This is a genomic window from Pseudomonas sp. TUM25319, assembly GCF_056388475.1.
On record NZ_CM150751.1, the window covers coordinates 2,604,006 to 2,627,450 of the forward strand.

At 65.5% G+C, this 23,445-nt stretch carries 17 protein-coding genes; 12 read left to right on the forward strand and 5 right to left on the reverse strand.

The annotated features are described in order from the left end of the window. The first annotated feature begins 58 nt into the window (after positions 1 to 58). The 9 genes from benC to AC05QJ_RS12445 all read left to right on the forward strand — a co-directional run bounded on the left by benC (position 59) and on the right by AC05QJ_RS12445 (position 9,694). The gene (gene benC / locus AC05QJ_RS12405) at positions 59 to 1,069 is read left to right on the forward strand and encodes a benzoate 1,2-dioxygenase electron transfer component BenC (protein WP_476747131.1); all 1,011 of its coding nucleotides are present in this window, start codon (positions 59 to 61) and stop codon (positions 1,067 to 1,069) included. A 127-nt stretch (positions 1,070 to 1,196) separates the two neighbouring features. After that, the gene (locus AC05QJ_RS12410) at positions 1,197 to 1,958 is read left to right on the forward strand and encodes a 1,6-dihydroxycyclohexa-2,4-diene-1-carboxylate dehydrogenase (RefSeq protein WP_476747132.1); all 762 of its coding nucleotides are present in this window, start codon (positions 1,197 to 1,199) and stop codon (positions 1,956 to 1,958) included. A 54-nt stretch (positions 1,959 to 2,012) separates the two neighbouring features. Next, on the forward strand, positions 2,013 to 3,341 hold the full coding sequence (locus AC05QJ_RS12415) for an MFS transporter (RefSeq protein WP_476747133.1): 1,329 nt from the start codon (positions 2,013 to 2,015) through the stop codon (positions 3,339 to 3,341). Between the two features lie 32 nt (positions 3,342 to 3,373). Further along, positions 3,374 to 4,495: a muconate cycloisomerase family protein gene (locus AC05QJ_RS12420; protein ID WP_476747135.1), complete on the forward strand. Its 1,122-nt coding sequence runs from the start codon at positions 3,374 to 3,376 to the stop codon at positions 4,493 to 4,495. 15 nt (positions 4,496 to 4,510) lie between these two features. Beyond that, a complete protein-coding gene (catC, locus tag AC05QJ_RS12425; protein WP_476747136.1) occupies positions 4,511 to 4,801 on the forward strand; it encodes a muconolactone Delta-isomerase in 291 nt (96 codons plus the stop codon). Between the two features lie 39 nt (positions 4,802 to 4,840). Then, positions 4,841 to 5,755 (forward strand): catechol 1,2-dioxygenase, encoded by a 915-nt coding sequence (gene catA / locus AC05QJ_RS12430; protein WP_476747137.1) that lies wholly within the window; start codon positions 4,841 to 4,843, stop codon positions 5,753 to 5,755. Positions 5,756 to 5,960: 205 nt separating this feature from the next. Further along, entirely contained in the window at positions 5,961 to 7,160 is a 1,200-nt protein-coding gene (locus AC05QJ_RS12435) for a benzoate/H(+) symporter BenE family transporter (protein WP_476747138.1), read from the forward strand. A 74-nt stretch (positions 7,161 to 7,234) separates the two neighbouring features. Next, positions 7,235 to 8,485, forward strand: a complete 1,251-nt coding sequence (locus AC05QJ_RS12440; RefSeq protein WP_476747139.1) for an OprD family porin — start codon at positions 7,235 to 7,237, stop codon at positions 8,483 to 8,485. 228 nt (positions 8,486 to 8,713) lie between these two features. Beyond that, complete coding sequence (locus AC05QJ_RS12445) at positions 8,714 to 9,694, forward strand: AraC family transcriptional regulator (protein ID WP_476747140.1); 981 nt, start codon at positions 8,714 to 8,716, stop codon at positions 9,692 to 9,694. Between the two features lie 18 nt (positions 9,695 to 9,712). Here AC05QJ_RS12445 and lpxH read toward each other — a convergent pair whose 3' ends face one another. Both lpxH and AC05QJ_RS12455 read right to left on the reverse strand, forming a co-directional pair. After that, entirely contained in the window at positions 9,713 to 10,438 is a 726-nt protein-coding gene (gene lpxH, locus AC05QJ_RS12450) for a UDP-2,3-diacylglucosamine diphosphatase (protein ID WP_476747141.1), read from the reverse strand. After that, positions 10,435 to 10,935 (reverse strand): peptidylprolyl isomerase, encoded by a 501-nt coding sequence (locus tag AC05QJ_RS12455; protein ID WP_476747142.1) that lies wholly within the window; start codon positions 10,933 to 10,935, stop codon positions 10,435 to 10,437. The genes lpxH and AC05QJ_RS12455 overlap by 4 nt, the downstream gene beginning before the upstream one ends. Before the next feature lie 266 nt (positions 10,936 to 11,201). Between AC05QJ_RS12455 and AC05QJ_RS12460 the strand changes: the two genes are divergently transcribed. Beyond that, entirely contained in the window at positions 11,202 to 12,902 is a 1,701-nt protein-coding gene (locus AC05QJ_RS12460) for a glutamine--tRNA ligase/YqeY domain fusion protein (RefSeq protein WP_476747143.1), read from the forward strand. A gap of 9 nt (positions 12,903 to 12,911) precedes the next feature. Continuing rightward, the gene (gene cysS / locus AC05QJ_RS12465; protein WP_476747144.1) at positions 12,912 to 14,294 is read left to right on the forward strand and encodes a cysteine--tRNA ligase; all 1,383 of its coding nucleotides are present in this window, start codon (positions 12,912 to 12,914) and stop codon (positions 14,292 to 14,294) included. Positions 14,295 to 14,420: 126 nt separating this feature from the next. On the opposite strand, the gene AC05QJ_RS12470 is transcribed toward cysS, so the two are convergent. The 3 genes from AC05QJ_RS12470 to AC05QJ_RS12480 form a co-directional block, all read right to left on the reverse strand. After that, on the reverse strand, positions 14,421 to 15,803 hold the full coding sequence (locus tag AC05QJ_RS12470; protein ID WP_476747145.1) for a sensor histidine kinase: 1,383 nt from the start codon (positions 15,801 to 15,803) through the stop codon (positions 14,421 to 14,423). Next, entirely contained in the window at positions 15,781 to 16,461 is a 681-nt protein-coding gene (locus AC05QJ_RS12475; protein WP_476747146.1) for a response regulator transcription factor, read from the reverse strand. Before AC05QJ_RS12475 ends, AC05QJ_RS12470 begins: the two co-directional genes overlap by 23 nt. 177 nt (positions 16,462 to 16,638) lie before the next feature. Continuing rightward, positions 16,639 to 17,661, reverse strand: a complete 1,023-nt coding sequence (locus AC05QJ_RS12480; protein WP_476747147.1) for a branched-chain amino acid aminotransferase — start codon at positions 17,659 to 17,661, stop codon at positions 16,639 to 16,641. 278 nt (positions 17,662 to 17,939) lie between these two features. Between AC05QJ_RS12480 and AC05QJ_RS12485 the strand changes: the two genes are divergently transcribed. Next, a complete protein-coding gene (locus AC05QJ_RS12485) occupies positions 17,940 to 23,423 on the forward strand; it encodes an NEL-type E3 ubiquitin ligase domain-containing protein (protein WP_476747148.1) in 5,484 nt (1,827 codons plus the stop codon). Positions 23,424 to 23,445 lie beyond the last annotated feature (22 nt).

Consider the following 23,445-nt stretch of genomic DNA (forward strand, 5'->3'; position numbering starts at 1 on the left):
AGGGCCGGTCGGTGTGCCAGTGGGCGCGCCGCGGCCGGACTCGCCCGCGAGGTGCACCATGAGCTTCCAGATCGCGCTGAATTTCGAGGACGGGGTCACCCGTTTCATCCAGGCTGACGGGCACGAAACCGTGGCCGACGCCGCCTATCGCCAGGGCATCAACATTCCGCTGGACTGCCGCGACGGCGCCTGCGGCACCTGCAAGTGCCAGGCGGAGTCCGGGCGCTATGACCTGGGCGACAACTTCATCGAGGATGCCTTGAGCGAGGACGAGATCGCCCGGGGCTACGTGCTGACCTGCCAGATGCGCGCCGAGAGCGACTGCGTGGTGCGCATCCCGGCCTCGTCGCAACTGTGCAAGACCGAGCAGGCCAGTTTCGAGGCGGCCATCAGCGATGTGCGCCAGTTGTCACAGAGCACCATCTCGCTGTCGATCAAGGGCGAGTCCCTGAGCCGCCTGGCGTTCCTGCCGGGGCAGTACGTCAACCTCAAGGTGCCGGGCAGCGACCAGAGCCGCGCCTATTCCTTCAGCTCGTTGCCGAAGGAAGGCGAGGTGAGTTTCCTGATCCGCAACGTGCCGGGCGGGCTGATGAGCCGCTTCCTCACGGGGCTGGCCAAGGCCGGCGACAGCATGACCCTGGCCGGCCCGTTGGGCAGCTTCTACCTGCGGCCGATCCAGCGCCCGCTGCTGTTGCTGGCCGGTGGCACGGGGCTCGCGCCGTTCACCGCGATGCTGGAGAAGATCGCCGAGCAGGGCAGTGCGCACCCGGTGCACCTGATCTACGGCGTGACCAACGACTTCGATCTGGTGGAGCTGGAGCGCCTGCAAGACCTGGCGCAACGCATCCCCGGCTTCACCTTCGCCGCCTGCGTGGCCAACCCCGACAGCCAGTACCCGTGCAAGGGCTACGTGACCCAGCACATCGAACCCGGCCACCTCAACGAAGGCGACGTGGATGTGTACCTGTGCGGCCCGCCGCCGATGGTCGAGGCGGTCAGCAAGTACCTGCGCGAGCAGGGCATCACCCCGGCGAACTTCTATTTCGAGAAGTTCGCGGCGGCGGCCTGATCGCCCGGCCGGATTGCTCATGGGGCTGCCCGCATCGTGCGGGTGCGGGCGGCCCCTTTTTTATTGTGGGAGCCGGCTTGCCGGCGATGGGGCCGGCAGCCTCACTGCCGATTCAGGAGAGTTGAACATGAACAACCGATTCCAAGGCAAGGTCGCCCTGGTCACCGGTGCCGCCCAGGGCATTGGCCGGGGCGTGTGCTGGCGGCTCAAGGCCGAGGGCGCGCGGGTGGTGGCGGTGGACCGTTCCGAGCTGGTCCACGAACTTGCCGGCGAGGGCATGCTGACCCTGACCGCCGACCTCGAACTGCACGGCGATTGCACCCGGGTCATGGCGGCGGCCGTGGACGCCTTCGGCCAGCTGGACATCCTGGTCAACAACGTCGGCGGCACCATCTGGGCCAAGCCCTTCGAACACTACGACGCGGCGCAGATCGAGGCCGAGGTACGCCGCTCGCTGTTCCCCACCCTGTGGTGCTGCCACGCGGCGCTGCCGTACATGCTGGAACGCGGGCGTGGCGCCATCGTCAACGTCTCGTCCATCGCCACCCGTGGCGTCAACCGTGTGCCTTACGGCGCGGCCAAGGGCGGCGTCAACGCGCTGACCGCCTGCCTGGCCTTCGAGACCGCCGGCCGCGGCATCCGGGTCAACGCCACCGCGCCCGGCGGCACCGAAGCGCCACCCCGGCGCATCCCGCGCAATGCCGAGGAGCAGAGCGCCGAAGAGAAGGGCTGGTACCAGCAGATCGTTGACCAGACCCTTGCCAGCAGCCTGATGAACCGCTACGGCAGCATCGACGAACAGGTCGGCGCGATCCTGTTCCTGGCCTCCGACGAGGCCTCCTACATCACCGGCACCGTCCTGCCGGTGGGGGGCGGCGACCTCGGTTGAGCGCCACCCCGGCAAGGTTTTCCTCGAACAACAAAAACAAGAGAGACAGATGCCATGCGAACCCTTGATATCCACCCGATCATCGATAACGCACGCTTTTCCCCCTTTCACTGGATGGTCATGGCCTGGTGCGGCCTGCTGCTGATCTTCGACGGCTACGACCTGTTCATCTACGGCGTGGTGCTGCCGGTGATCATGAAGGAGTGGGGCCTGACGCCCCTGCAGGCCGGCGCCCTGGGCAGCTACGCGCTGTTCGGCATGATGTTCGGCGCCCTGGTATTCGGCAGCCTGGCCGACCGCATCGGGCGCAAGAAGGGCATCGCCATCTGCTTCGCGCTGTTTTCCGGGGCGACCATCCTCAACGGCTTCGCCGCCAGCCCCACCGAGTTTGGCCTCTACCGCTTCTTCGCCGGGCTCGGCTGCGGCGGACTGATGCCCAACGCCGTGGCGCTGATGAACGAGTACGCGCCCAAGCGCCTGCGCAGCACCCTGGTGGCAATCATGTTCAGCGGCTATTCGCTGGGAGGCATGCTCTCCGCTGGCATCGGCATCTTCCTGCTGCCGCGCTTTGGCTGGGAGTCGATGTTCTTCGCCGCCGCGCTGCCGCTGCTGCTGTTGCCGGTGATTCTGTATTACCTGCCCGAGTCCATCGGTTTCCTGGTTCGCCAGGGCCGTACGGACGAAGCCCGTGCCTTGCTCAAGCGCCTCGATCCGGCCTGCGACCTGCAGCCCGGCGACGTGCTGCAGGCCAGCGACCGCAAGGGCCAGGGCGCCTCGGTGCTGGAGCTGTTCCGCAACGGCCTGGCGGTGCGCACCCTGGCCCTGTGGCTGGCGTTCTTCTGCTGCCTGCTGATGGTCTACGCGCTCAGTTCCTGGCTGCCCAAGCTGATGGCCAACGCCGGCTACAGCCTCGGGTCGAGCCTGTCGTTCCTGCTGGCGCTGAACTTCGGCGGCATGGCCGGGGCCATCCTCGGCGGCTGGCTGGGCGATCGCTACAACCTGGTCAAGGTGAAGGTGGCGTTCTTCCTCGCTGCGGCGCTGTCGATCAGCCTGCTCGGGGTCAACAGCCCGATGCCGGTGCTGTACCTGCTGATCTTCATTGCCGGCGCCACCACCATCGGCACGCAGATCCTGCTCTATGCCGGCGCCGCGCAGCTCTACGGCCTGTCGGTGCGTTCCACCGGCCTTGGCTGGGCCTCGGGCATCGGCCGCAATGGCGCCATCGTCGGCCCGCTGCTGGGGGGCGCGCTGATGGGCATCAACCTGCCGCTGCAACTGAATTTCCTCGCCTTCGCCATCCCCGGCGCGGTCGCCGCCCTGGCCATGGCCGTGCACCTGGCCAGCGGCCGGCGCCAGTCCGTGGCCACGGCGGTCGAGGCCTGAACCCTTTTTCCTGAAGCCACCGGAGGCCTTGCATGACAAGCCCGACAATCGAACGGCTGGAGGCGATCATCGTCGACCTGCCGACCATCCGCCCGCACAAGCTGGCGATGCACACGATGCAGCAGCAGACGCTGGTGATCGTGCGCCTGACCTGCAGCGACGGCGTCGAAGGCATCGGCGAGGCCACCACCATCGGCGGCCTGGCCTATGGCTACGAGAGCCCCGAAGGCATCAAGGCCAACATCGACGCGCACCTGGCGCCGGCCCTGAATGGCCTGGCGGCGGACAACATCAACGCCGCCATGCTCCGGCTGGACACGCTGGCCAAGGGCAACACCTTCGCCAAGTCGGGTATCGAGAGTGCGTTGCTGGACGCCCAGGGCAAGCGTCTTGGCCTGCCGGTCAGTGAACTGCTTGGCGGCCGCGTGCGCGACAGCCTGGAGGTGGCCTGGACCCTGGCCAGCGGCGACACCGCCCGGGACATCGCCGAAGCCCGGCACATGCTGGAGATCCGCCGCCACCGGGTGTTCAAGCTGAAGATCGGTGCCAACCCGGTGGAGCAGGACCTCAAGCACGTGATCGCCATCAAGCGCGAACTGGGCGAGCAGGCCAGCGTGCGGGTCGACGTCAACCAGTACTGGGACGAGTCCCAGGCCCTGCGCGCCTGCCAGGTGCTGGGGGACAACGGCATCGACCTGATCGAGCAGCCGATCTCGCGCATCAACCGTGGCGGCCAGATCCGCCTCAACCAGCGCAGCCCGGCACCGATCATGGCGGACGAATCCATCGAAAGCGTGGAAGACGCCTTCAGCCTCGCCGCCGACGGTGCCGCCAGCATCTTCGCCCTGAAGATCGCCAAGAACGGTGGCCCTCGCGCTGTCCTGCGCACCGCGCAGATCGCCGAGGCGGCGGGCATCGCCCTGTATGGCGGAACCATGCTCGAGGGCTCGGTCGGCACCCTGGCCTCGGCCCACGCCTTCCTCACCCTGCGCCAGTTGACCTGGGGCACCGAGCTGTTCGGGCCGCTGCTGCTGACCGAAGAGATCGTCAACGAGGCGCCGGTTTATCGCGATTTCCAGTTGCACGTTCCACGCACCCCAGGCCTCGGCCTGACCCTGGACGAGGCGCAACTCAAGCGCTTCGCCCGTCGCTAAGCCAAGGAGAACCCCATGCTGTTCCACGTAAAGATGACGGTGAAACTGCCGGTCGACATGGACCCGGCCAAGGCTGCGCAGCTCAAGGCCGACGAAAAGGCCCTGGCGCAGAACCTCCAGCGCGAGGGCAGCTGGCGCCACCTGTGGCGCATCGCCGGGCACTACGCCAACTACAGCGTGTTCGACGTGCCCAGCGTCGAGGACCTGCACAACCTGCTGATGCAACTGCCGCTGTTTCCCTACATGGATATCGAGGTCAACGGCCTGTGCCGGCATCCCTCGTCGATCCACAGCGACGACCGCTGATTTTCGCGCCATCACAAGAACAAAGAGAGGACCGCAATCATGACCGTGAAGATTTCCCAGACTGCCGCCATCCAGGGCTTTTTCGAGCAGGCCGCCGGCTTCGGCAATGACGAGGGCAGCCCGCGCCTCAAACGCATCGTCCAGCGCGTGCTGCAGGACACCGCCCGGCTGATCGAAGACCTGGAGATCAGCGAGGACGAGTTCTGGCACGCCGTCGATTACCTCAATCGCCTCGGCGGGCGCGGCGAGGCCGGGCTGCTGGTGGCGGGCCTGGGCATCGAGCATTTCCTCGACCTGCTGCAGGACGCCAAGGACGCCGAGGCCGGCCTCACCGGCGGCACCCCGCGCACTATCGAAGGCCCGTTGTACGTGGCGGGGGCGCCCATCAGCCAGGGCGAGGCACGCATGGATGACGGCAGCGAGGCGGGCGTCGCCACGCCGATGCTGCTTCAAGGCCGGGTGTTCGACCCCGAGGGCCGTCCGCTGGCCGGCGCTACTGTCGACCTGTGGCACGCCAATACCCGCGGCACCTATTCGTTCTTCGACCAGAGCCAGTCGGACTACAACCTGCGCCGGCGGATCATCACCGACAGCGAAGGCCGTTACCGCGCCCGCAGCATCGTGCCGTCCGGCTATGGCTGCGACCCGCAAGGGCCGACCCAGGAATGCCTCGACCTGCTGGGCCGCCACGGCCAGCGCCCGGCCCACGTGCACTTCTTCATCTCGGCGCCGGGGCATCGCCACCTGACCACCCAGATCAACCTGTCCGGCGACCGATACCTGTGGGACGACTTCGCCTACGCCACCCGCGATGGCCTGGTGGGCGACGTGGTGTTCCATGAGGGCGCCGAAGGACGGCATGCCGAGCTGGTGTTCGATTTCCACCTGCAGAAGGCGGCGGACAGCGACGCCGAAGCCCGCAGCAACCGTCCACGGGCCTTGCAGGAGGCCTGACCGGCTATCTCAATGCTGATGGAACCCCCTGTGGGAGCGGCTTCAGCCCGCGAACGGCGGCGTAGCCGTCGTAAAGCCTGAGTCCCCGGTCGGGATGACACACCCGGGATACAGGTTTTGTGGTCGCTGCGCGACCAATCGCGGCTAAAGCCGCTCCTACAGGGTTTTAGGCCAGAGACTTCATGATCCGCGCCGGAGCACTGCCATGAGACACCTGATCCAGGACTGCTCCCTGTCCGCCATCGTCGCCGGCCTGATCGCGACGATGATTTCCTACGCCGGCCCCTTGGTGATCATCTTCCACGCCGCCGAGGCTGCCGGGCTGTCCCACGGACTGTTGTCGTCCTGGGTCTGGGCCGTCTCCCTCGGCAGTGCGGTGCTGGGCGCGGCGCTCAGCCTGCGCTGCCGGGTGCCGGTGGTGATCGCCTGGTCGATCCCCGGTTCGGCGCTGCTGGTCACGGCGCTGCCGCAACTGGGGCTGGAACAGGCCGTTGGCGCCTACCTGCTGGCCAATCTGATCCTGCTGCTGATCGGCCTGAGCGGCGCCTTCGACCGGCTGATCGCGCGCCTGCCGGGCTCCATCGCTGCGGGCATGCAGGCTGGCATTCTGTTCAGTTTCGGCGTCGAGGTGTTTCGCGCCTTGCCGCTGCAACCGCTGCTGGTGTCGGCGATGTTCGTCACCTATGCGCTGATGCGTCGGCTGCGGCCACGCTACGCGGTGGCGGCGGTACTGCTGGTAGGGGCACTGGTGACGGTCGGCAGTGGGCAGTTCCGCGGTGAAGCCCTGGTCCTTGAGCTGGCCTCGCCGCAGTTCATCGTTCCGCACTTCAGCCTTGCCGCGTTGTTCAGTCTGGCCTTGCCGCTGGTGCTGGTGGCCCTGACCGGGCAGTTCATGCCGGGCATGGTGGTGCTGCGCAGCGCCGGCTACCCGACCCCGGTCAGCCCGCTGATCAGCGCCAGTGCCCTGGGCGGTGCGCTGCTGGCACCGTTCGGTTGCCATGGCCTGAACCTGGCGGCGGTGACCGCCAGCCTCTGCACCGGCCGCGAAGCCCACGAAGACCCGCGCCGGCGCTACATCGCCGCGCTGTCCGGCAGCCTGCTGTACCTGCTGCTGGGCATTGCCGGGGCGACCTTGATGTCGCTGTTCGCCGCCTTTCCCGCCGCCTTGATCGCCGCACTGGCCGGGCTTGCGTTGTATGGCGCGATCAGTGAGGCGTTGACCCGCAGCCTGGTCGAGCCGACGGAGCGCGACGCTGGCCTGTTCACCTTCCTGGTGACCGCTTCCGGCGTGTCTTTCCTCGGCCTGTCGGCGGCGTTCTGGGGGCTGCTGTTCGGTCTTGCTGCCCACGGCCTGTTGCGCCTGCGCGCGCCACAACCTCGCGCGGTCCTGCGCCGCGACCCTTAGAAGGAGCACCGTCACCCGCGACCTTTCGTATTCCAGCGCCTTACCCATAACAACAAGATCAAGAGAGCTTCGGAATGAACCACACCCCTTGCGTCGCACTGGGCATCAGCCTGCTCAGCCCACACCTGCTGGCCGCCGAAAGCGGCTTCTTCGAGGACGCCAAGGCGACCCTCGGCGCCCGCAACTACTACTTCAGCCGCGACTTCTCCGACATCGTCGGCGCCAACCGGCAGTCCAAGGCCGAGGAGTGGGCCCAGGGCTTCATCCTCGATTTCAAGTCCGGCTACACCCCCGGCACCCTGGGCTTCGGCCTGGATGCCCTGGGCCTGCTGGGTATTCGCCTGGACAGCAGCCCCGACCGGGTCAACACCGGGCTGTTGCCGGTGCACGGTGACGGTCGCGCCGCCAGCGAGTACAGCCGGCTGGCGCCGACCTTCAAGGTGCGTCTGTCGAAGACCGAGCTGCGGGTGGGCGAGTTGCAGCCCAACCTGCCGGTGCTGACGTTCAGCGACATCCGCCTGCTGCCGCCGACCTACCAGGGCCTGAGCCTGAGTTCCAGCGAGATCGACGGCCTGACCCTGCAGGCCGGGCACCTGCGCTCGACCCACCTGCGCAACGAAGCCGGCGACGGCAGGATGAACGCCATGCTCGGTCATGTTCCGCAACGCCAGGCCGAGAGCGACGGCTTCGACTACCTGGGCGGCGACTATGCCTTCAACGGTGGTCAGAGCAGTGCCAGCCTGTGGTTCGGGCAACTGGAGGATATCTATCGCCAGGGTTTCGTCGGCCTCAAGCACAGCCAGCCCGTGGGGGCCTGGGTACTGAGCGCCAACCTCGGCTATTTCAATGCCTGGGAGCAGGGCGATGCCTTGCTCGGGCGCATCGACAATCAGGCGTTCTTCTCACTGTTCACCGCACGCCTGGGCGGCCACGCGCTGCATGCCGGCTACCAGGCGATGTACGGCGACAGCCCGTTCCCGCGGGTGTTCGCCAATATCACGCCGCTGGGCAACGAAGTGCCGACCTACGAGTTCGCCTACACCGACGAGCGTTCGTACCAACTGCGCTACGACTACAACTTCGTCGCCCTGGGCATTCCCGGCCTGACCGCGTCGGTGCGCTACATCACCGGCGACAACGTCGACACCGGGCAGGGCTACGAAGGCAAGGACCGCGAGCGTGACCTGGACCTGACCTACGCGGTGCAGAGCGGTGCGTTCAAGGGGCTGGGGATCCGCGTGCGCAATGCCATGGCACGCTCGAACTACCGCAGCGACATCGACGAGAACCGGCTGATCCTCAGTTATACGTGGCAACTGTTCTGAGTGTCCGCTGATCGCCCAAGGCCGGGCTGCGGTGTGTCCGTTGTCCGCACGATTTCGTCGATGGCGCGTTTGCCCGGCCTCCGGTGTTTGCTTAGTGTGAGTGTTATCCGCCGACGGTCGGCTGCCGGATCGGGCTGCCGGCCGTGGCGCTAGAATCGAACCACCGTGAACGACCGGCGCCATCGAGCGACGGCGAACAGAACAATAACGATATCGAGTGCCTTGCCTATGGAAAGCCGCCTGCTGAGCGAGCGCAGTAGCGTGTTCCACCATGCCGACCCGTACGCCGTTTCCGACTATGTCAACCGGCATGTGGGCCAGCACTGCATCGGCCTGTCCCGCACCACCCATCCCCAGGCCAGCCTGAGCCACCGCAAGTTCGCCGAACTGGACCTGTGCCGGATTCGCTATGGTGGCAGCGTGCGCGTCACCTCGCCGGCGCTGGACACCATCTATCACCTGCAAGTGCTGCTGGACGGCAATTGCCTGTGGCGCGGCCGGCAAGGCGAGCGCTACCTGCTGCCGGGCGAGCTGTTGCTGATCAACCCCGACGAGCCGGTGGACCTGACCTATTCCGAGGACTGCGAGAAATTCATCCTCAAGGTGCCGACCCGCCTGCTCGACGCCCTGTGTGACGAACAGCGCTGGCAGCGGCCCAGCGATGGCGTACGTTTCCTGCGCAACCACTACCGGCTCGACGAGCTGGAAGGCTTCGTCAACCTGCTGGCGATGGTCTGTCAGGAGGCCGAGGTCAGCGATTCGCTGCCACGGGTGCAAGGGCACTACAGCCAGATCCTGGTGAGCAAGCTGCTGACCCTGATGAGCACCAATATCCGGCGCGAGAGCCTGGGATCGCCCGGGGCGAGCCTGGAGCGCATTCTCGACTACATCGAGCGCAACCTGAAGCTGGAGTTGCCGGCCGAGGTCCTGGCCGAACAGGCCTGCATGAGCCTGCGTTCGTTCTACGCGCTGTTTGACCGGCATTTGGGCACCACGCCCAAGCAGTACGTGTTGCAGCGCAAGTTCGAGCGGCTGCACGAATGCCTGGGCGACGCCACCTGTCCGGTACGCAGCGTCACCGAACTGGCGATGGATTACGGCTTCATGCACCTGGGGCGGTTTTCCGAGGGGTACCGGCAGCGGTTCGGCGAGTTGCCGTCGCAGACATTGCGGCGGCGGGGGACTCAGGTCGGCAGCGCTTCGCGGTAGAACCCGCGAGGCGCGGGGTCAGGCGAACTCGAACGGCGCGAGCTGAAAGCCGTGCTCGTCCACCTGCAGGGCCCAGCCCTGGCGGTCCCAGTCGCCGAGGACGATGCGCCGGGCGGCGCTGCCGTCGTCGAGGGTCAGCTTGTGGATCGCCGGACGGTGGGTGTGGCCGTGGACCAGGGTGCGCACGCCACGTTCGCGCATGATCCGCGGCACTTCCTCCGGGGTCACGTCGATGATGTCGTTGGCCTTCATGCGGGTCTGCGACGTGCTCTCGCTGCGCAGCTTGCGCGCCAGCTTGCGCCGGGTGGACAGCGGCAAGTGCCGCAGGATCCACAGGCTCAGCGGGTTGCGCAGGGTGCGGCGCAGCTTCATGTAGGCTTCGTCGCGGGTGCACAGGCTGTCGCCGTGCATCAGCAGCACCGGCTCGCCGCCCATCTCCACCACGCTGGGGTCCGGCAGCAGGGTGGCACCGGCGGCCTTGCAGAACGCCTTGCCGATCAGGAAATCGCGGTTGCCGTGCATCAGGAACACCTGGGTGCCGCTGTCGCTCAGCGTGCGCAACGCCTGGCAGATGGAGGTCTGGAACGGCGTCATGCCGTCATCGCCGATCCAGGCTTCGAAAAAGTCGCCCAGGATGTACAGGGCTCGTGCATCGCGGGCGCGGGTGGCCAGCAGATCAAGAAACGCCCGGGTAATATCCGGGCGTTCTTCTTGCAGATGCAGATCGGAGATCAGCAGTATCACTCAATGATCTCGGCTTTCTGGATGACCACGTCGTCCTTCGGCACGTCCTGGTGGCCAGCCTTGGAACCGGTGGCAACGCCTTCGATGGCATCGACCACGTCCTTGCCTTCGGTCACTTCACCGAACACCGCGTAGCCCCAGCCCTGCACGTTCTTGCCGCTGTGGTTGAGGAAACCGTTGTCGGTGGCGTTGATGAAGAACTGCGCGGAGGCCGAATGCGGCTCCATGGTACGGGCCATGGCGATCGAGTACTTCTTGTTCGGCAGACCGTTGTCGGCTTCGTTCTGGATGCTGGCGCGGGTTTTCTTCTGGCTCATGTTGGTGTCGAAGCCGCCGCCCTGGATCATGAAACCCTTGATCACACGGTGGAAGATGGTGCCGTCGAAGTGGCCGTCTTTCACGTACTGGAGGAAGTTTTCCACGGTCAGTGGCGCTTTTTCAGCGTCCAGTTGCAGGATGATGTCGCCGTGGTTGGTGCTCAGTTTGACTTTGGCCATGTTTGAACTCGCTTTTGAAGGCATTTTGAAGGGGGCGTAGCTTCAAGCTTCAGGCCGCAAGCTGCAAGAAAAAGCGCATCGGTTTCTCTTGTGGCTTGCCGCTTGAAGCTTGTGGCGGCGCTGAAATCGATTTTTTTACCGTGCGCCGTGATTATCCAGCCGGTTTGTCGGCGCGGTGCTGTCGGCGGCGCGACGGCTTCGGCTATGATAAGCGCTTTGTTTCAACCGGCCTACCCGGGCCGAAGACCGGAATTCCAAGGATCCTAATGAGCAAGCCCACCGCTGACACCGCTCCCAATGCCGCCAAAGGCGCGCCAGCCGTTCCCGTCAATTTCCTGCGCCCGATCGTGCAGGCCGACCTGGACTCGGGCAAGCACAGCAGCATCGTCACCCGTTTCCCGCCTGAGCCCAATGGTTACCTGCACATCGGCCATGCCAAGTCGATCTGCGTGAACTTCGGCCTGGCCAAGGAATTCGGCGGTGCCTGCCACCTGCGTTTCGATGACACCAACCCGGCCAAAGAGGACCAGGAGTACATCGACGCCATCCAGGAAGACGTCAAGTGGCTGGGCTTCGAGTGGACCGGCCCGGTGCGCTACGCCTCCGAATACTTCGACCAGCTGCATGCCTGGGCCGTGGACCTGATCACGTCCGGCAACGCCTACGTCTGCGACCTGACCCCCGAGCAGGCCAGGGAATACCGCGGCAACCTCACCGAGCCTGGCAAGAACAGCCCGTTCCGCGAGCGCAGCGTCGAGGAAAACCTCGACCTGTTCGCCCGCATGAAAGCCGGCGAGTTCAAGGACGGCGAGCGCGTGCTGCGGGCGAAGATCGACATGGCCTCGCCGAACATGAACCTGCGCGACCCGATCCTCTACCGCATCCGTCATGCCCACCATCACCAGACCGGTGACAAGTGGTGCATCTACCCGAACTACGACTTCACCCACGGCCAGTCCGACGCCATCGAAGGCATCACCCACTCCATCTGCACCCTGGAGTTCGAAGGCCATCGCCCGCTGTACGAGTGGTTCCTCGACCACCTGCCGGTGCCGACCAAGCCGCGCCAGTACGAGTTCAGCCGCCTGAACCTGAACTACACCATCACCAGCAAGCGCAAGCTCAAGCAACTGGTGGACGAGAAGCACGTCGAGGGCTGGGACGATCCGCGCATGTCGACCCTCTCGGGCTTCCGTCGCCGCGGCTATACCCCGGCCTCGATCCGCAACTTCTGCGAAATGATCGGCACCAACCGTTCCGACGGCGTGGTCGACATGTCGATGCTGGAGTTCAGCATCCGTGACGACCTCGACCGCAACGCCCCGCGCGCCATGTGCGTGCTGCGTCCGCTGAAAGTGGTCATCACCAACTACCCGGAAGGCCAGGTCGAGCAGCTCGAACTGCCGCGCCATCCGAAGGAAGACATGGGCGTGCGCGTCCTGCCGTTCGCCCGCGAGCTGTACATCGACCGCGACGACTTCATGGAAGAGCCGCCGAAGGGCTACAAGCGCCTGGAGCCGGCCGGTGAAGTGCGCCTGCGCGGCAGCTACGTGATCCGCGCCGACGAGGCGATCAAGGATGCCGACGGCAACATCGTCGAACTGCGCTGCTCGTACGATCCGGACACCCTGGGCAAGAACCCCGAGGGCCGCAAGGTCAAGGGCGTGATCCACTGGGTGCCGGCCGAAGGCAGCGTCGAGTGCGAAGTCCGCCTGTACGACCGCCTGTTCCGTGCGGCCAACCCGGAGAAAGCCGAAGAGGGCGGCAGCTTCCTCGACAACATCAACCCAGACTCGCTGCAGGTGCTCAGCGGTTGTCGTGCCGAGCCGTCGCTGGGTAACGCCCAGCCTGAAGACCGCTTCCAGTTCGAGCGCGAAGGCTACTTCTGCGCCGACCTGAAAGACTCCCGTCCAGGCCGTCCGGTATTCAACCGCACCGTGTCCCTGCGTGACTCCTGGGGCAGCTGAGGAATTTTCGTGCTTAACATCTACAACACTCTGAGCAAGACCAAGGAAGTATTCAAGCCGCTGGACGGCAACAAGGTGCGGATGTACGTCTGCGGCATGACCGTGTACGACTTCTGCCACCTGGGCCACGGCCGCAGCATGGTCGCTTTCGACCTGGTCACCCGCTGGCTGCGTTACAGCGGCTACGACCTGACCTACGTGCGCAACATCACCGACATCGACGACAAGATCATCAACCGTGCCAACGAGAACGGCGAGACCTTCGATGCCCTGACCGCGCGCATGATCGATGCGATGCACGAGGACGAGCGCCGCCTGAACATCCTGCCGCCGGACCTGGAGCCGCGTGCCACCGACCATATCCCCGGCATGCACGCGATGATCCAGACCCTGATCGACAAGGGCTACGCCTACGCGCCGGGCAATGGCGACGTGTACTACCGCGTCGGCAAGTTCGTCGGCTACGGCAAGCTGTCGCGCAAGAAGATCGAAGACCTGCGCATCGGTGCGCGGATCGAAGTGGACGAGGCCAAGCAGGACCCACTGGACTTCGTCCTGTGGAAAGGCGTCAAGCCGGGCGAGCCGAGCTGGGAGTCGCCATGGGGCCCGGGCCGTCCGGGCTGGCACATCGAGTGCTCGGTGATGTCCACCTGCTGCCTGGGCGAGAGCTTCGACATCCACGGTGGCGGCAGCGACCTGGAATTCCCGCACCACGAGAACGAGATCGCCCAGAGCGAAGCCGCCACCGGCAAGCAGTACGCCAACTCGTGGATGCACTGCGGCATGATCCGCATCAACGGCGAGAAGATGTCGAAGTCGCTGAACAACTTCTTCACCATCCGCGACGTGCTCGACAAGTATCACCCGGAAGTGGTGCGTTACCTGCTGGTGTCCAGCCACTACCGCAGCGCCATCAACTATTCCGAAGACAGCCTGCGCGACTCGAAAGGCGCGCTGGAGCGCTTCTACCACGCGCTGCGCGGCCTGCCGCTGGTGGCGCCACAGGGTGGCGAGGAGTATGTCGAGCGCTTTGCCACCGCGATGAACGACGACTTCGGCACGCCGGAAGCCTGCGCCGTGCTGTTTGACCTGGTCCGCGAGATCAACCGTCTGCGCGAGAGCGATGCACAAGCTGCTGCTGGTCTCGCCGGTCGCCTGCGGGAGCTGGGTGGTTTGCTGGGTGTGCTGCAACTGGAGGCCGATGAGTTCCTGCGTGCGGGTGCCGAAGGCAAGGTCGATGCCGCCGAAGTCGAAGCGCTGATCCAGGCGCGCCTGCAGGCACGGGCCGAGAAGAACTGGGCCGAATCCGACCGGATTCGCGACCAGATCGCGGCCATGGGCGTGGTGCTGGAAGACAAGAAAGGCGAGACCACCTGGCGCCTGGCCGACTGAGTTCTTTGTTGCCGGTGATGGCCTCATCGCCGGCAACGCCGGCTCCCACAGGGTCCTGCACATGCAGTTCATGTGGGAGCCGGCGTTGTCGGGGCGCCGAACCGCAGCGATGAGGCCATCAGCCGTTCAAACCTGCCCGCGGCAGTGCACCACCAACCGCGCACCTCCCCATTCGCTTTCCCCCACCTCCAGCTGATACCCGTGCAGGTCGACGATCGCCGCGACGATCGAAAGCCCCAGGCCGAAACCGGCATGGCGGTGGCCTTCCTCGCTGCGGTAGAAGCGTTTCAACACCGTTTCCCGCTCGTCCACCGGAATCCCCGGGCCGCTGTCCTCCACAGTAATCTGCACACCGTTGGCGTCGCTGTCGGCGCTGATCCGCACCCGGCCACCGGCAGGGGTGAACTTGATGGCGTTGCCCACCAGGTTGGCCAGGGCTTCGAACAGCAGTTCATGGTCGCCGAACAGGGACGGCAGCGGCTCGGCGATACGCAGTTCGAGGGCGATTTCGCCGTCCTCGGCCAGTGGCAGGTAGAAGTCGTGAAGCTCTTCCAGCAGGGCCTGTGGCGGCAGTTCGACGAAGCCGGCACGGCGCTGGCGGTCTTCCAGCTCGCTGATGCGCAACAGTCCGCGGAAGCGCGCCATCAGCGTGTCGGTCTCCGCGATCGCCTGTTCCATGGCCTCGGCCTGGGGGGCGTCGTCGCCGGCCTGCTGGCGGATCCGGTAGAGCTGCGCGCGCAGGCGGGTCAGCGGCGTGCGCAGGTCGTGGGCGATGTTGTCGCAGACGCCCTTGACCTCGTGCATCAGCCGCTCGATGCGGTCGAGCATGGCGTTGACGATGGCGGCCAGCATGTCCAGTTCGTCCCGCCGTTGCGACAGCGGCAGGCGGCGGGTGAGGTCGCCGGCGACGATCTGTTCGGCAGTGGCCTGGATTGCACGGATGCGCTTGAGCGGCCGGCGGCGCAACCAGTACCAGCCGGCGATACCGGGAATGATGGTCAGTGACAGGCCCCAGAGCAGGGCGTGGAGAATGATCCGGGTGACCACGAACAGCGAGCCGTTGTCCCGCACCAGCACCAGCCAGCGGCCGTCGCGGACCTTGATCGCTACCGCGTCGCAACTGTCCCGTGGCAGGCGCGGGTCGTCGGCGTCGAGGCAGCGGCTGATTTCGTGGATGCGGCCGTCCAGGCCCAGTTCCACCGGCATCTGCCGGATCTGCCCGCCCAGCGGGTTGAACTGCGGGTCGAACAGGCCGTAGGCATCGAAGCTGCGTTCCTCGAAGGCCTGGCTGGCGACCAGGGCGTCGTCCAGTTGCTTGCCGCTCATGTGGGCGAACAGGTGCTGGCGTTGCAGCAGGGAATGCCGGGTGAGCTTGTTCAGGTAGCTGGAAACCTCGAAATACAGCACCCCCATGAGGATGCTGCTCCAGGCCACGAACAGGAAACTGTACAGCGCCAGCAGACGGCTGGTGGACGAGCTCCAGCCTTTAGACGGGTTCGGCAATGGCATAGCCGGAGCCTCGCACGGTGCGAATCAGCGGCGTCTGGCCAGGCGCATCGATCTTCTTGCGCAGGCGGCCGATATGCACATCGATGAGGTTGGTGCCGGGATCGAAGTGATACCCCCAGACTTCCTCGAAGATCATCATCCGGGTGATGACCTGGCCGGCATGGCGCATGAGGAACTCCAGCAGCTTGTACTCGGTAGGCAGCAGGTTCAGCGACTGCTCGCCACGGCGGGCTTCATGGCTGATCAGGTCCAGTTGCAGGTCGGCGACCTGCAGGCGGGTCTGGGTCATGGGCACGCTGTTGCGGCGCAGCAATACCTCGACCCTGGCGGCCATTTCGTCGGAGGCGAAGGGCTTGGTCAGGTAGTCGTCGCCGCCGGCCCGCAGGCCGCGGACCCGCTCGTCGACATCGGAGAGGGCGCTGATCATCAGGATCGGCGTGGTGATCTTCAGGTTGCGCAGGGTGGTGACGATGGTCAGGCCATCGACCTCGGGCAGCATGCGGTCGACCGTGATCAGGTCGTAGCCGCCGGCGATGGCGCGGGCCAGGCCTTCGCGGCCGTTGTCGACCCAGTCGACCTCCAGGCCGTGGCTGGAAAGTTCGGCGACGATCTCCTGGCCGGTGACGGCATCGTCTTCGATAGTCAGTACGCGGGGCATGCTCTTACCTGGGCAACGTGTGGTAATTGATTGTGCCAAAGAATAGGCAAGGCCCGGATTAAAGGAAATTTATGTTGGGGGGGAGGGAGCTTCAAGCTGCAAGCTTCAAGCTGCAAGAGAAAAGCGGAGCGCGGTGCATCGGCTTTTTCTTGCAGCTTGCAGCTTACGGCTTGCAGCTTAGAGGGCGACCTTGACGATCCAGCCCGCTGGCGCTTCGACGTCACCGCTCTGGATGCCGGTGAGTTCGGCGTAGAGCTTCTGGGTGACCGGGCCGACTTCGGTTTCGCTGTGGAACACATGCAGCTTGCCGTTGTACTGGATACCGCCGATCGGGGTGATGACTGCAGCAGTACCGCAGGCGCCGGCTTCCTTGAACTTGCCGATCTCGTCGATCAGCACGTCGCCTTCGATCACTTTCAGGCCCAGGCGCGAGGCGGCCAGTTCCATCAGCGACAGACGGGTGATGCCCGGCAGCACCGAGGCGGATTTCGGGGTGATGAATTCGTTGTCGCCGGTGATGCCGAAGAAGTTGGCCGAACCGACTTCCTCGATCTTGCTGTGGGTCAGCGGGTCGAGGTAGATGGCGTCGGCGAAGCCGGATTTCTTGGCCTCGGCGCCTGGCATCAGGCTGGCTGCGTAGTTGCCACCGACCTTGGCGGCACCGGTGCCTTGTGGCGCTGCGCGGTCGAAGCTGGAAATGACGAAGTTGTGCGGGGTCATGCCGCCCTTGAAGTACGAACCGACCGGGATGGCGAAGACCGAGAAGATGAACTCCGGCGCGGTGCGGACGCCGACGTTGTCACCCACGCCGATCACGAACGGACGCAGGTACAGCGCGCCTTTGCCGTGGGGCGGAACGAAGCGCTCGTTGGCCTTGACCACTTGTTTGCACGCCTCGACGAAGACGTCGGTCGGTACGTGCGGCATCAGCAGGCGGGCGCAGCTGCGGGCCATGCGCGCGGCGTTCTGGTCAGGGCGGAACAGGTTGATCGAGCCGTCCTTGCAGCGGTATGCCTTGAGGCCTTCGAAGCACTGCTGGCCGTAGTGCAGGGCAGTGGAGCCTTCGCTGATGTGCAGGACGTTGTCTTCGGTCAGGGTGCCCGCGTCCCACTCGCCGTTGCGCCACACCGAAAGGTAGCGCTTGTCGGTCTTGATGTAATCGAAGCCCAGCTTGTCCCAGTTAATGCTTTCGTTGCTCATGGCACCCTCGAATCGGTTGGCAATTGCCTGAAAAGTCAGGCCGCGCACAGCGCAGACGGCCACGATAATACATCCCGTGCAGATCGGAAACGTCTGAGGGCAGATTCACCACGGCAATTCGTCGTCCGTTTGCAGGGGGGCCAGGGGTGTTACATAGCGCTGGAACAGGTGCTGATTGTTGATCGGTCCCGGCACGCTTCGATAGGTAATTTGCGTTTTTTTTCGGTCCGCGAGCGCCTTTACGCTGAGTCCTCCTTTCACGGAAGACAGGTGCTCAAATGTCCGCCACTCCACAGTCGAACGCGCTACCGGGCGAAGCTGCCGAAGGCTTTGCCCCACTTCACCAACTCATCACCCGCAAGCTGCCATCCACCCTGCTCGATGCGACCGAGGCCGAGCGCAGCGCGCTGCGGCGCACGGGTATGCCGCCATTGCCATGGGTGGAACAGACACTTGGCCACTCGCCATCGTTGCTGGCGACACTGCACGAGGAGTACGCCAGCCATCGCAGCAACGAAACCCTGGTCAGGCGCTGGCTGACCGAGCTGCCGGCCCCCGGGGATTTCGCCGAGCCCTTGCTGCGGGCGGCGATCAAGGAGCGTTTCGGCCTTGATCTGGATGTGCGCACGATTCGCCTGTTCAATGCCGCTCGGGTGGTGGTGGATGACTCCTTCCTCGCCCTGTCCCAGGATCCCGTGGTGCGGGTGGTGCAGGCCCTGAAGGCGGCGACCCAGTCGCTGCTGGACGCGGCCCTGCAGAATTTCGAAGCCCATGAAGCCGAGCCCGGCGGCATGGACAAGGACGGCCAACTGGCGCGGATCTTCTGGGTTTCCGGTCCTGAGTCGAATCCCGAACAGATCGCGGTGGCCATGGCGCCTTCGGCCTTCGCCGCGCTGTGCCGTGAGCTGGACCTGGGCGGGCGATACCAGCGCCTGATCGACAGCGTGTTCAACCCGCCCGGCGAGCGGCGCAGCAGCACCTTCAAAGCCGTCGAGGCATCGACGCTGCAGCTCCATCTTCACCTGGCCTGCCTGCGTTCGCAGATCACCAAGGCCGCCTACTACACGTTGCAGGCGCTGGTGAGTGCGAAGACGGCGCCCGATACCGACAAATCGTATTGCGCGGCGATCGAGCTGTGGGACGTGGAACTGACTGGCGTGCTGCTGTTCCGCCTGCCGCAGCTGGCGCGGGACCTGATCATTCCGGTGGTGCTGTATGTTCCCGGCGATCCGGTCTGCGTGATGCAGCAGTTCAGTTCTGCCCAGGCCGCCTGCCTGGAACTGCGCAGGCGCCTGCGCGATGCCGGTTACCGCACCTTCTTCGCCCGTTTCATTCCGGCCCGCGAGCGTGCCGTGCTGTTGCGCCGGCTGTACCAGACCTTCTACCCCAGGCGCTGGAACAAAGGTGGCTGGTATGAGGAAGGCACCCTGGATGTGCAGGCATCGCCACGGTTCGAGACGGTGCCCCTGGAACTGGCGCTGCCTGACGCGCTGCTGGCGCGCAAGCTGGCGGCCCTGCGCGCTGACGGGCGCTTCCACGCGGTACCTACGGCCGCCCAGGACCACAAGTCACTCATGGACAAGGTGCGTTACTTCACCACGGTGACGGTCAATGTGTTGAATGTCGCGGGGTTCGTGGTGCCAGGCCTGGGCGAGCTGATGATGGCGGTGGCGGCCGCGCAGGCGGGCTACGAGATCTTCGAGGGCATCGACAGTCTGGCGAAGGGCGAGCGTGACCAGGCACTGGCCTACCTGATGGACGTGGTCGAGAATGTGGCCGTCGCGGCAGCGCTGGGAGTCGCGTCTTCGGCAGGCGCGGTGAAGCTGCCGTCGGCGCTGGAGAGCCTGCGTCCGGTGCGGCTGGCCGATGGCAGTACCCGTTGGTGGAAGCCCGATCTCGCCCCGTTCGCCCGCGACATCGCGCTGCCGCCGGAACTGGAGCCCGATGCGCAGGGGCTCTACGAGCATCAGGGGCGCCAGTGGCTGAAGCTGGACGGGCAGACCTACGCGGTCGAGCAGGGCGCCGATGGCGTGTTTCGCCTGGAGCATCCTTCTCGACCGTTCGCCTACCAGCCGGCACTGCGGCACAACGGTGCGGGCACCTGGTTGCACGAGCTCGATGAGCCGCAGACCTGGCAGGGCCTGAGCCTGTTCCGTCGCCTGGGGCCGCTCTATGCGGGGCTCTCAGACGAGCGTGCGCTGCAGGTCTTGGCGGTGAGCAATATCCGCGAAGCCGAGCTGAGGCACATGCTGGTCGAAGGGGGGCAGGCGCCGGCCCTGCTGCGCGATGTCGCGCAGCGTTTTCACCTGGCCGAGCGGCTTCAGACCGAAGGTACGCTGGATACCGCGACCTTCGACGCCGCCTGGGAGCAACTGCAGCCGGCCCTGTCGGCCGAGGGGCTGCTGTTGCAACGGCAGTTTCCCGGGCTGCCCAATCAGGTGGTGGACGAGATCCTGGCCCAGATTTCCCCGGGCGAGTGGTCGCGGCTGAGCGAGGAAGGCCGGGTGCCGTTGCGCGTCGCCGAAGAAGCCCGGGCCTATCAGCACAAGGTGCGCCTGGCCCGTGCCCGCGAAGGGCTCTACCTGGACATCGGCCACAACCCCGACAGCGGCCGGCTGCTGTGGGACCGCCTGGCATCGCTTCCCGACTGGCCGCCAGCGTTGACCCTGGAGTCGCGTGACGGCTGGGCCCACGGCAACCTGCTGGGGCGCATCGGCGAGCAGAACGCGGCCGAGCTGCGGGTGCTGATCGAGAGCGCTGAAGGCTATCGGGCGGCAGAGGGGCAGGTCACCCGCGATTGGTACGACGCGGTATTGCAGTGCCTTTCAACGCCACACCGGGAAGCGCTGGGTATTGTCGACAAAGCGTCCCTGCAGGAGAAGATGCGCGCACTGCCCGCGCCTGACGAGGCCCGGCTGCGTCGCCTGCTGAACATGCAAGCGCTCGAACCGGGGACGCGTTCACCCATGCGCCTGGCCGACGGGCGTATTGGCTATCCCCTGAGTGGCCGGCCGGGCAGCCCCGTCAGCGAAGCGACCCTGCTGGACAAGTTGCGTCTGCTCGAACTCACCGATGCTCACCCCGAGGAAACCCTGCAAACCCTTTATGGGGCAGGGTTGAGCCGGGCGCAGATCGACCGGCGTCTGGACCTGCTTCTGGAAGAGTCACGGGTGTTGCGACAGAGCCTGATACAACGGACCAGTGCCATCGACCCTGAGCTGGAGTGGCTGCAACAGAACAGCCGCCAGCGCATCGAAGCGGCCCTGTGGCGGCACTGGCGAAGCCGGATTCTTCCCGAGCGTGGCCAGGCGGTCGAGCCGCTGAGGCTGGACGCGGTTCACCTTGGCGACTTCCCGGACTATCTGCCGGCGAATTTCTGCGAGGGCGTCCAGCGTCTGGAGTTGTGCAATGTGGTGCCGTTGTCCGGCCTCGAAATGGCCGCAGACGGCGCCACCATTCGCCGCGGCGGCTGGGATCGGGTGCTGCGCCAGTTCCCGGCGCTGACCTCGCTGGAGATACGGGGCGGCAACTGGCCCTGGTCGTCGTTGCCGTTCATCGCCGAGTCGGCCCCGCTTCTGCAGGAACTGCGCCTGGTAAACCTGCATTTGCGGATTGCCCGGGTGCAGATCGACAGCCTGGCCCGTTTGCGCCAGTTGCGTCGCCTCGACCTGAGCGGAAATCGCCTGGATGAAATGGAGATCAACGGATTGCAAGGTCTGCGGCTGGATTTTCTGGGGCTGGAGGGGTGCAACCTGCAGCGCTGGCCGCTGTGGCTGGACAGCACGGCGATCAGCCGGATCGGCGAGGTGTCCCTGGCCGGCAACCACCTGACGCAACTGCCCGCCGAGGCGTTCAGCAATGCGGCCACCCGGACGCAGCCGATACGGCTGAACCTGGACGGTAACCGGTTGCTCTGGAGCACGGTGATGGACCTTCGGTTGAGTGAGCAGCGAGGGCAAGGCTTCACCTATCAGATGACGGTCTCCGCCGCCATGGAGAGCCAGATCAATCGCGGGCTGGAAGAGCATGCCGGGTTGAGCGAGGTACTGGAGCGCTGGGTCGAAGGCGAGCTGAGCACGCCAGCGGATGCGGCAGAGCCGGCCGGGTCACGGCGGCTGATGGTCGAAACCATGCTCGGGTTCTGGCGCGATCAACTGGAAGTCGGCCACCGGCCCATGCTCAATCTGCAGGAGCCGGTGCTGGACAATTTCGTGGCCGACTTGCCCGCCTTTTTCCTTCAGCGGGTCCGGCGCATGGAACTGGTCCGCCCGAGCGGCGATGCGGCGGCGCTCGGGCGTTTCCTGCGACGGTTCAACAACCTGGAAGAGTTGCAGGTCACCGGTGTGGCCCAGCCTCTGGACAGGCTGCCGCCGGAGCTGGCAGGGCTGACCGGCCTGCAAGACCTTTCGGTGACGGACGCGGGTTTGACCATCGACCAGCAGACCATGGATTTTCTGGGCGGGATGCCCTCGCTGGGTTACGTCCAGCTCGATGGCAACCGGTTGGGTGACATCAGCAATATGAGGGTCTGGAACGACCGCGGCAGAAGCATCAGCCTGGCCAGGATGGCGCTGACCCAATGGCCGGAGTGGCTGCAGCCATTGCTTCCGGCCAATATCGAGTTCCTCAACCTGGACGGCAACCAGTTGACCGACCTGCCGGCGTTTCTGCTGGAGAACCGGCGCTCCGAGCTGGGCGCCACCGAAGTGTCGCTGCGTGGCAATCCGTTGAGTCGCGAGGTGATGACCCGCGCCCACATGTCGCAGCATTTCAACCGTCCCTATTCCTTTGCCATGGACCTTCCGCCGGAAATCGCCTGCCTGCACAACGAGGCGCACAGCTCCGATTCGGAGGCGGAGTTCAGTTGGGACGAGGCAGAAACCGAAGCCGCCGGCGATGAAGCTCCGGCGGGGGCCGAGGCGTGGAACGCCGGCACGGTGGAAGAAAACGAAGCCCTCACCAGGCACTGGGAGCAGTTGCAGGAGGGCGGCTCGGCGGGCAACTTGCTCGGTCTGATCGAGCGCTTGCGTCAAAGCGCCGACTATCGCAATGCGGGCGTCCGCGTCGAGTTGACCGGCCGTGTCCGGGAGGTCCTGCAGGCTGCGGTGGAAGACCCGTCGTTGTGCGCGCTGCTCGATGGCATGGCCCAGGAGCCGCTGCAGCAGTTTCGTGATTACGACACCTGCCCCGACGGCATCCGCATGGAGTTCAACCAGATGGAGATCCAGGTGTACACGCGTCGGGCCCTGCGCGAGGTGCCTGCCGAGCACCGCGGCGAGGAGCTTTATCGACTGATGCGCCGGCTGTTCCGTTCGCAGCGGCTCGATAGCATTGCCCGCGAGCAGGCCGTGGGGCGCGATGAGGCCGAAGTGCGTCTGGCCTATCGCCTGCGCTGGGCAGAAACGCTGGACCTTCCTCAGCCGCCGCGGCACATGCTGTTTCGCAGTGTGGCGGATATCCGCGCCGGCGAACTGGACCGGGCACTGGAGCGGGTGACTGCCGATGAGACGGGCCAGGCCATGCTGGACTACGCCAGCCAGTGCGACTTCTGGACGACGTATCTGCGGGAAACCCACGCCGAGGCGTTTCGTAGGCTGAAAGACAACTTCGAAAACAGCGTCACGGAGCTGTTCGACCGCTATCCCGATGACAGCGCGGAGCAGAGCAGTACGCGGATCCGCGAGCTGGAAGAGCAGTTCCGGAAAGACGAGACCACCTTGCTGCAGACCCTGACCTACCGGGCGGGGCTGCAACAAGGCTGAGGCTGTCCACCCCGTTCGGCGC

What these genes read in the sequence shown, in the direction of transcription:
- benC (WP_476747131.1), top strand. Translation starts at nt 59, where the DNA reads ATGAGCTTCCAGATCGCGCTGAATTTCGAGGACGGGGTCACCCGTTTC.
- AC05QJ_RS12410 (WP_476747132.1), top strand. Translation starts at nt 1,197, where the DNA reads ATGAACAACCGATTCCAAGGCAAGGTCGCCCTGGTCACCGGTGCCGCC.
- AC05QJ_RS12415 (WP_476747133.1), top strand. Translation starts at nt 2,013, where the DNA reads ATGCGAACCCTTGATATCCACCCGATCATCGATAACGCACGCTTTTCC.
- AC05QJ_RS12420 (WP_476747135.1), top strand. Translation starts at nt 3,374, where the DNA reads ATGACAAGCCCGACAATCGAACGGCTGGAGGCGATCATCGTCGACCTG.
- catC (WP_476747136.1), top strand. Translation starts at nt 4,511, where the DNA reads ATGCTGTTCCACGTAAAGATGACGGTGAAACTGCCGGTCGACATGGAC.
- catA (WP_476747137.1), top strand. Translation starts at nt 4,841, where the DNA reads ATGACCGTGAAGATTTCCCAGACTGCCGCCATCCAGGGCTTTTTCGAG.
- AC05QJ_RS12435 (WP_476747138.1), top strand. Translation starts at nt 5,961, where the DNA reads ATGAGACACCTGATCCAGGACTGCTCCCTGTCCGCCATCGTCGCCGGC.
- AC05QJ_RS12440 (WP_476747139.1), top strand. Translation starts at nt 7,235, where the DNA reads ATGAACCACACCCCTTGCGTCGCACTGGGCATCAGCCTGCTCAGCCCA.
- AC05QJ_RS12445 (WP_476747140.1), top strand. Translation starts at nt 8,714, where the DNA reads ATGGAAAGCCGCCTGCTGAGCGAGCGCAGTAGCGTGTTCCACCATGCC.
- AC05QJ_RS12455 (WP_476747142.1), bottom strand. Translation starts at nt 10,935, where the DNA reads ATGGCCAAAGTCAAACTGAGCACCAACCACGGCGACATCATCCTGCAA.
- AC05QJ_RS12460 (WP_476747143.1), top strand. Translation starts at nt 11,202, where the DNA reads ATGAGCAAGCCCACCGCTGACACCGCTCCCAATGCCGCCAAAGGCGCG.
- AC05QJ_RS12470 (WP_476747145.1), bottom strand. Translation starts at nt 15,803, where the DNA reads ATGCCATTGCCGAACCCGTCTAAAGGCTGGAGCTCGTCCACCAGCCGT.
- AC05QJ_RS12475 (WP_476747146.1), bottom strand. Translation starts at nt 16,461, where the DNA reads ATGCCCCGCGTACTGACTATCGAAGACGATGCCGTCACCGGCCAGGAG.
- AC05QJ_RS12480 (WP_476747147.1), bottom strand. Translation starts at nt 17,661, where the DNA reads ATGAGCAACGAAAGCATTAACTGGGACAAGCTGGGCTTCGATTACATC.
- AC05QJ_RS12485 (WP_476747148.1), top strand. Translation starts at nt 17,940, where the DNA reads ATGTCCGCCACTCCACAGTCGAACGCGCTACCGGGCGAAGCTGCCGAA.